Source organism: Micromonospora sp. CB01531, from assembly GCF_001905095.1.
Taxonomy (GTDB): Bacteria; Actinomycetota; Actinomycetes; order Mycobacteriales; family Micromonosporaceae; genus Micromonospora.
On record NZ_LWLS01000021.1, the window covers coordinates 1 to 6,670 of the forward strand.

Genomic DNA, 6,670 nt, shown 5'->3' on the forward strand with positions numbered 1-6,670 from the left:
GGCAACTGGTGAAGTTCCCGGACGCTCACTTAGCTACCCTGCCTGCATAGCGACACGGCCCGGTCGTGCCAGGCGGTACCGATGTACGTCATGGGATAGCTCACCTCGCGGGTTCGTTGGTCGGCCGTCTCAACCGACAGTCGCATCGGCACCGGATCAGGCTTGACGGAGCAGTGAACGACAACCTGGACGTCTATTACGCCTACCTCGCCAGGACGCAGCCGGCGAAACGGAGCGGTGGCATCGATTACTGTGCCGGGGAGGCGTGCTCCAACCGTGCGAACCGTAACCGGCTGTGGACCAGCGTTGACGACAGCCAGTTGCGCGTCAAACTGGGCGATGCTGCCGGAGATTTCACCGCCGTCACTTGCCGAGCTGGCTATGACGACAACCGCGACAGCGGCAGCCCGCGTCCGTGCGTCGCGTGAGCCTTGCACCTCGGCTCTGCCGATACCGCCGACCGCTACGCCAAGGACGAACGCCCCGATGGCGTAGGCGCTCGTCGCTCGGTTGATCAGTCTGCGGCGTCGCGGACCCTCATCCGGCATGACGCGTCCACGACCACGGTCATCCAGGTCGATGATCGGATGCTCCGCCGTCATTCCGACAGCATGGCGGCCGCATCCTGTCGCCGTACAGCCATTCCTACAGCCGAGACTGCCCACAACCGCCGGCGCTGCCCGACAACCACGGACAGGCTGACCAGGGAAACCGCCACCTGACCAGCCAAGGCTCCACAGAGGTGCAGCTGCGACCTCGCTCCAGCACGCAGCAGGGGCAGCGCCGTTGGGGAGCGATGCCTATCCTCTCGGCAATGGGAGCTCTCAAGCCGTGGCACCTGTTGGTCCTGACGCTCTTCTGTCTCTTGCCGACTGCCGCGGCGATTGTTGGCGGGGTCTGGGCGGTCAGCCGATCTCGTAACCGTCGCTGAGCCGCTTCTGCCACCGACAGTCAAGGCTGCCGGGCCACCCCACGGGCCACAAGCGGCTGCCACCAGGGCCAAGTCAGGCCGTCCAGGACCGAACCGACCAGCGGCAACCCCGCAGGACAAGGGACTACCAGCCCTCCCGGACGGGGCCAGGGCCGTCCTGACCGGCGGCAGCGGTCCAGTTGACCTCGAGCTGGGCGGTGCCGGGCTGCTACGGGGTCCGGGTGGCATGCCGGCGGGGCGACACGGAGGACGGGTTCGGGGACCGCTGGTTGCTGCGGTTCTGGCGGGATGAGGCACCTAAGCCGCCGGTCTGGCTGGCGCGTGCCCGGCCTGCCGTTGGTCCGGGTTATGACGGCTGGCGGTCCGAGCTGTCGTGCGAACCGATGGAGCTGGCTGGCATTGTCAGCGCCGCGGCCCGTGGCATGGCGGGCCGGTGACCGTGGAGCATGTCGACGATTGGGGCCGCATTCCCGGCCGCAGCAGCGACAACCACGTGTCGGCGACGTCTGCCGGCAGGTGCTCCCGGGCCGCCGCCGCAAGGTCGATCTGGCTGGTCATGCCGAGCATGATGCCACCGCACGCCGACAACCGGCGGCGGTCGATGCTGCTGAGCTTCTGCTGGGGATGGCTGTCCCATCCCGCTGCGGCCGAGTGACCGCGCAGCACCTCCTACAGGGGCTGGGCTGGCAGCCGGGACACCGCCTCGACATCCAGCCGCACCGAGGGGTGCTCGTCATCGCCTCGGCCAACGATGGTCGGCACGGGGTGGGCAGCCGAGGGCAGCTGCCACTTCCGGCTTCCGCGCGGCGGATGTGCCGGATCGAGTCCGGCCAGCCGGTACTGCTGGCCGCTCTTGTCGCCCATGACCTGATCGTTGTGCACTCGATCAGCGCTGTCGCTCGCCTGCTCGCCGATCTGCACGCCGAGGTGGCGGGAGGCGACCATGTCTGCTGATCCCGCCACGGTTGCCGCAGCCCGGCAGGTCCTGGCCCACCTTGGCGTCACCGTGGCCGATCTGGAGTCCGACGCCGGCGTGCCGGTGTCGCTGCCGACGGTCGCGGAATATCTGCCGCGCGTGATCGCCGCGGCGGGCCCGGGTGCGAGACGAACCTACGGCACCTACTGGGAGCGCATGGCCGCCGTGTGGGGTGATTGGCCCCTGAACCGCGTCGCGGCCAGTGACATCGAGGCGATGAAACAAGAAATGATCGCTACGGCGCGATCGCGGCGTAACAGCCGCAACGGTCGGCACGCTGGCGAGCATGTCATCGCCGCCGCCCGCGCCTTCTACTCCCGGGCTGTCGCTGACGGTCTGATCGACGCGTCGGCCAGTCCTGCCCATCGTGTCGCCAAGCCCCGCCGCCTCCCGAGCACGCGTCGCGCCTTGACGCCGCACGAACTGGAGGAGATCAACGCGGTGGCGCGGACCAGCGGCAACGACGTCATCCTCGACGCACTTCTGCTGCGCCTGCACACCGAAAGCGCCTGCCGGCGCGGCGGTGCCCTCGCACTACGGCTCATCGACCTGGACCGCCCCAGCGGGCTCGTGCGCCTGGCCGGGAAAGGCACCGTGCGGTGGCAGCCGATCACCCTGCAACGGCGAGCCCGCCCCCAAAATGCAGGGGCACCCGGGCCGAGTCGACGCAGCGGGGCCACATTTGAGGCATTGATGATCAACTCGTTTCGTGGCGCCGGATGAGTTTGCAGCTGCAGGTCAGGCCACTGGCCGAGAGAGCGCAGAGGCGGCACCACCATTCGTCGGTGGTGCCGCCTCTGCTGGCGATCTCCTCCGCGCCGCTCTCGTCAGTGCGGGTTCGATTACGCCGCCGACGGTTGAATCACGTCCCGTACACCTGGAACGTGAACAGCGAGTAGCCGGCCTTCCTGCTGCCGCGGGCCGTGCCGTAGATGCGTACGTACCTGGTCGAGGCGTTCAGGGCGAAGTTGTCGTCCTCACCGCCGTTGCCGTTGGTGATCGTCCGGATCGTGGTCCAGGTGTTCCCGTCGGCCGAGGTCTGGATCTGGTAGTTCTTGCCGTACGTGGTTCCCCACACCAGCAGGACCCGGTTGATGGTGTGGGTGGCGCCGAGGTCGACCCGGATCCACTGCGGGTCGGACGACGCGCTCGTCCACTGCGTCGTGGGGGAGGCGTCCACGGCGTTCGAGGCGGGGAAGGAGGCGTTCTGCACGCTGGACGCCGTGGCGGGGTGGTTCAGCGCCAGGTCCGGCGGGGGAGCGCTGACCGTGCAGTCACCGGTGCTCTGTGCGGCGTAGCGGATGCCGCCGAGCAGGTGCGTGCGGTAGTTGGCTTCGCCGTAGCTGCCGATGGTGTGGCCCATGCCGGTGTAGAACGACCGGCCGCCGTCGTAGGCCCGGCACCACGAGATGGGATGGTCGCCACCCATCGTGCCGCCGGTGTAGGTGGACTCGTCGAGCGTGGCGAGGACATGCACCTGCGGGCGGGGGTTGGTGCGGTAGTTGTACCACTCGTCGGTGCGGGTCCACGCGACCGGCAGGCCGACCGTCGACGGGTGGGTGGTGTCGGCGATGCGGACCGTCGCGGCCTGGATTGTCGGGTGGCTGGCGAAGTACGCCCCGACGAGGTCGCCGTACCAGGCCCAGGTGTACTCGGTGTCGGCCGCCGCGTGCACGCCGACGTAGCCGCCGCCGGCGCGGATGTAGTTCTCGAACGCGGTCTGCTGGGTGGCGTCGAGTACGTCGCCGGTGGTGGACAGCCAGATGACCGCCTTGAACCGGGCCAGGTTCGTCGGGTTGAACTGGGTGGCGTCCTCCGTGGCCTCGACGGCGAAGTTGTTCGCCGTGCCCAGGTCGCGGATCGTCTGGATGCCGGTGGGGATGGAGTCGTGGCGGAATCCGGCGGTCTTGCTGAAGACGAGCACGGTGAAGTCCGGCGCGGCGTGGGCCGGCACGGCGTTGAAGCCGAGCGCGGCGACCACGATGGCGAGGCAGAAAGCGAGTCTACGCGTCATGATCGGTGGTCTCCCTTCTAACCAGTGACGAACGTGTAGCTGTCCAGGTCGAACAGCGCGCGCTTGCCGTTGCCAGCGAACGTGACGTACAGCGAGGTGGTGCCTGCCGGTGCGCCGCTGATGGTGCCGCTCACCGTGACGTACGTGTCCCAGGACCCGGTCTGGGTGACCGTCGCCGAGCCGATGATCGTGCCGGTTGGTGATCCGGTCCGGAACCGCAGCGTGCCGCCAGCCCCGGCGGACGACACCCGGGCAGTGAACGAGGTGACGTTGTTGAGCTTGTACGGGTCGAACTGGATCCAGTCGCCGTTGTTGATGTCGCCGACCGTCATGCCGCCCTCGGCCGTGGCCCTGCTGACCTTGGTGACACCCGACGAGGTCTTGTAGTGCTCGGCCTGCCGGTGCTTCGGTGCGAGGATGTTCTGTGCGTGGGTGGTGAGGCCGCCCTTGTCGGTGTAGGACGCGTCGAAGATCGGGAAGATGTTCGCCGCGTCGTCGTGCTCGCCGTCCACTGGGATGGTGATCGTGCCGGAGCAGCCGGTCTGTGAGGTGATCTGGTGGGCGTGCTGGTCGTGCCCGATCAGGTAGGACATGGTCACCTTGGCGCAGTCGATCGTGCCGTCCTCCGGGTCGGTGACCGTGACGCTCCAGGGGACGCTGTCGCCGAAGGCGGCCAGTTGCCCGGCGGCGGGGCTGTTGACGACGACCGTCGGGGCGGTGTTGCCGACGCTGATTGGCACGCTGGCCGTGCCGGTGGCGCCCTGCGGGTCGCGCACCGTCAGGGTGGCGACATAGTTGCCGTTGGTGGTGTACGTGTGCGATGGGTTGGCGGCGGTGGAGGTGCCGCCGTCGCCGAACGCCCACGAGTAGGTCAGCGTCCCGCCATCGGGGTCGCTGGAGCCCGCCGACGAGAACGTCACGGCCAGCGGTGCCGCGCCGGATGTCTTGTCGGCACTGGCGACCGCGGTCGGGGCGCGGTTGCCGGCGGCGCCGACGTAGTCGTAGCGGTAGACCGCGGAGTTGGCGTCGCCGTTGAAGTAGCCGGTGCCGTAGTCCAGGACATACAGCGACCCGTCCGGGCCGAAGGCCATGTCCATGACCTGCTTGCCGTTCCACGGGAAGTTGTCGATCACACCTGGCGAGCCGTCCGCGTTGACCACGATGGGCTTAATCCAGCCGCGGCCGAATTCGCCGGCGAAGTACTGCCCGTCCAGGCTGGCGGGGAACTTCGTGGTCGACGGGTTGGCGGCGTCGTACCGGTAGACCGGGCCACCCATCGGCGACTCGGAACCGGTGCCGAACTCGGGCGGGGAGCCGGCGTCGCCGGCGTAACGAATCCAGGCGGGCTTGGCCGCCGGCAACGTGGTCAGGCCCGTGTTGCGGAAGGAGTTGTTCATCGGGCCGCCGGTGCAGTTGAACTTCGGGCCGGTGGAGTTGGTGGCGAAGTTCCACTCGTTGTACGTCTCGGTGGTGGTGTTCGTGCCGGTGCAGTACGGCCAGCCGTAAAAGCCCGGCCCCGTGATCCGGTCGAACTCGACCTGACCGGACGGGCCCCGGTTGGCGTCGGTCCGGCCCGCGTCCGGCCCGTAGTCGCCGAGGTAGACGATGCCGGTGGCCTTGTCGACGCTCATCCGGAACGGGTTGCGAAAGCCCATGGCGTAGATCTCGGGCCGGGTGTTGGCGGTGCCCGGCGCGAACATGTTGCCGGCCGGGATCGAGTACGTCCCGTTGGCGTTGACCTTGATCCGCAGAACCTTGCCGCGCAGGTCGTTGGTGTTGCCGGAGGTGCGTTGCGCGTCGTAGGCCGGGTTGCGGTTGGTGCGCTCGTCGATCGGCGAGTACCCGCTCGACTCGAACGGGTTCGTGTCGTCGCCGGTGGACAGGTACAGGTTGCCGGCCGCGTCGAAGTCGATGTCACCGCCGACGTGGCAGCAGATGCCGCGGCTGGTCGTCACCTCCAGTACGGTGACCTGGCTGGCCATGTCTACCGTGTAGTCGGCGTTCAGGGTGAACCGGGACAGCCGGTTGACCCCAGTCCAGGTTACCCAGTCGGTGGCGGTACCGGTGGCAGGCGCATCGCCGGCCGGGGTGCTCAGCGGCGGCGCGTAGTACAGGTAAATATTGCGGTTGCTGGCGAAGTTCGGGTCGGCGGCGACGCCCTGCAGGCCCTCCTCGTCGTGCGTGTACACAGGTATGTTCGCGATCACCGATGTGTTGCCGAGCGCGTCGGTGCGGCGCAGGGTGCCGTTGCGCGCGGTGTGCAGGACCGAGCGGTCCGGCAGCACCGCGAGCGCCATGGGTTCGCCGGTCTCGGCCACGCCCTTGGCGAGCGTGACCTGCTGGAAGTCGACGGGGTTGATCGCCGCCGCGGCCGGAGTTGCCGGCGCGGCGAGGACGCTGAGTCCCGGGGCGACCAGAAGCAGGGCGGCCGCCATTGGCTGCCATCGAACGATGGGCTGTCGTTTCACCAGTGCCCCTTCCTGACCAAGTTCGCCAGGCAGGGCGCGCGCCGCCGCGCCGCAGCCGAGGATGCCGCGACGTCGACCTGCGTCGTCGAGCACACTTCACGCGTCCGCCGCCGAACGGATCGTATAGAGAGCGGTCTCAGGCCGTGCGATCACAGTAGGGGACTCTGATTGATCCGTCTAGATGCATCGATGCTATGCGTGAGACTTTGCGGCCGTGACCAAAAGGCGGCGCACACGTTGCCGCGCCGCTTAGTGCTGCTCGGCGTTAATTCGTCGGGGGT

Annotated in this window: 6 protein-coding genes; 4 read left to right on the forward strand and 2 right to left on the reverse strand. The window is 68.3% G+C overall.

Features of this window, described 5'->3' with window-relative positions:
- Positions 1-173: 173 nt before the first annotated feature.
- From A6A27_RS42865 to A6A27_RS05155, 4 genes are all read left to right on the forward strand, one after another.
- On the forward strand, positions 174-428 hold the full coding sequence (locus A6A27_RS42865; protein ID WP_143193893.1) for a hypothetical protein: 255 nt from the start codon (positions 174-176) through the stop codon (positions 426-428).
- A 936-nt stretch (positions 429-1,364) separates the two neighbouring features.
- On the forward strand, positions 1,365-1,586 hold the full coding sequence (locus A6A27_RS44120; RefSeq protein ID WP_073833354.1) for a hypothetical protein: 222 nt from the start codon (positions 1,365-1,367) through the stop codon (positions 1,584-1,586).
- Entirely contained in the window at positions 1,583-1,885 is a 303-nt protein-coding gene (locus A6A27_RS42875; protein ID WP_143193894.1) for an AbrB/MazE/SpoVT family DNA-binding domain-containing protein, read from the forward strand. Before A6A27_RS44120 ends, A6A27_RS42875 begins: the two co-directional genes overlap by 4 nt.
- Positions 1,875-2,630 carry a hypothetical protein gene (locus tag A6A27_RS05155; protein WP_073833356.1) on the forward strand — a complete coding sequence of 252 codons (756 nt, stop codon included), beginning with the start codon at positions 1,875-1,877 and terminating at the stop codon, positions 2,628-2,630. Before A6A27_RS42875 ends, A6A27_RS05155 begins: the two co-directional genes overlap by 11 nt.
- 139 nt (positions 2,631-2,769) lie before the next feature.
- On the opposite strand, the gene A6A27_RS47085 is transcribed toward A6A27_RS05155, so the two are convergent.
- Positions 2,770-3,921, reverse strand: a complete 1,152-nt coding sequence (locus A6A27_RS47085) for a ThuA domain-containing protein (RefSeq protein WP_083672443.1) — start codon at positions 3,919-3,921, stop codon at positions 2,770-2,772.
- Between the two features lie 17 nt (positions 3,922-3,938).
- Positions 3,939-6,356, reverse strand: coding sequence for a PQQ-dependent sugar dehydrogenase (locus A6A27_RS05170; RefSeq protein WP_241825083.1), 2,418 nt, complete (start codon positions 6,354-6,356; stop codon positions 3,939-3,941).
- Positions 6,357-6,670 lie beyond the last annotated feature (314 nt).

Excerpts from the sequence above, each read along its gene's own strand:
- A6A27_RS05155 (WP_073833356.1), top strand. The coding sequence starts at position 1,875 with ATGTCTGCTGATCCCGCCACGGTTGCCGCAGCCCGGCAGGTCCTGGCC.
- A6A27_RS47085 (WP_083672443.1), bottom strand. The coding sequence starts at position 3,921 with ATGACGCGTAGACTCGCTTTCTGCCTCGCCATCGTGGTCGCCGCGCTC.
- A6A27_RS05170 (WP_241825083.1), bottom strand. The coding sequence starts at position 6,356 with ATGGCGGCCGCCCTGCTTCTGGTCGCCCCGGGACTCAGCGTCCTCGCC.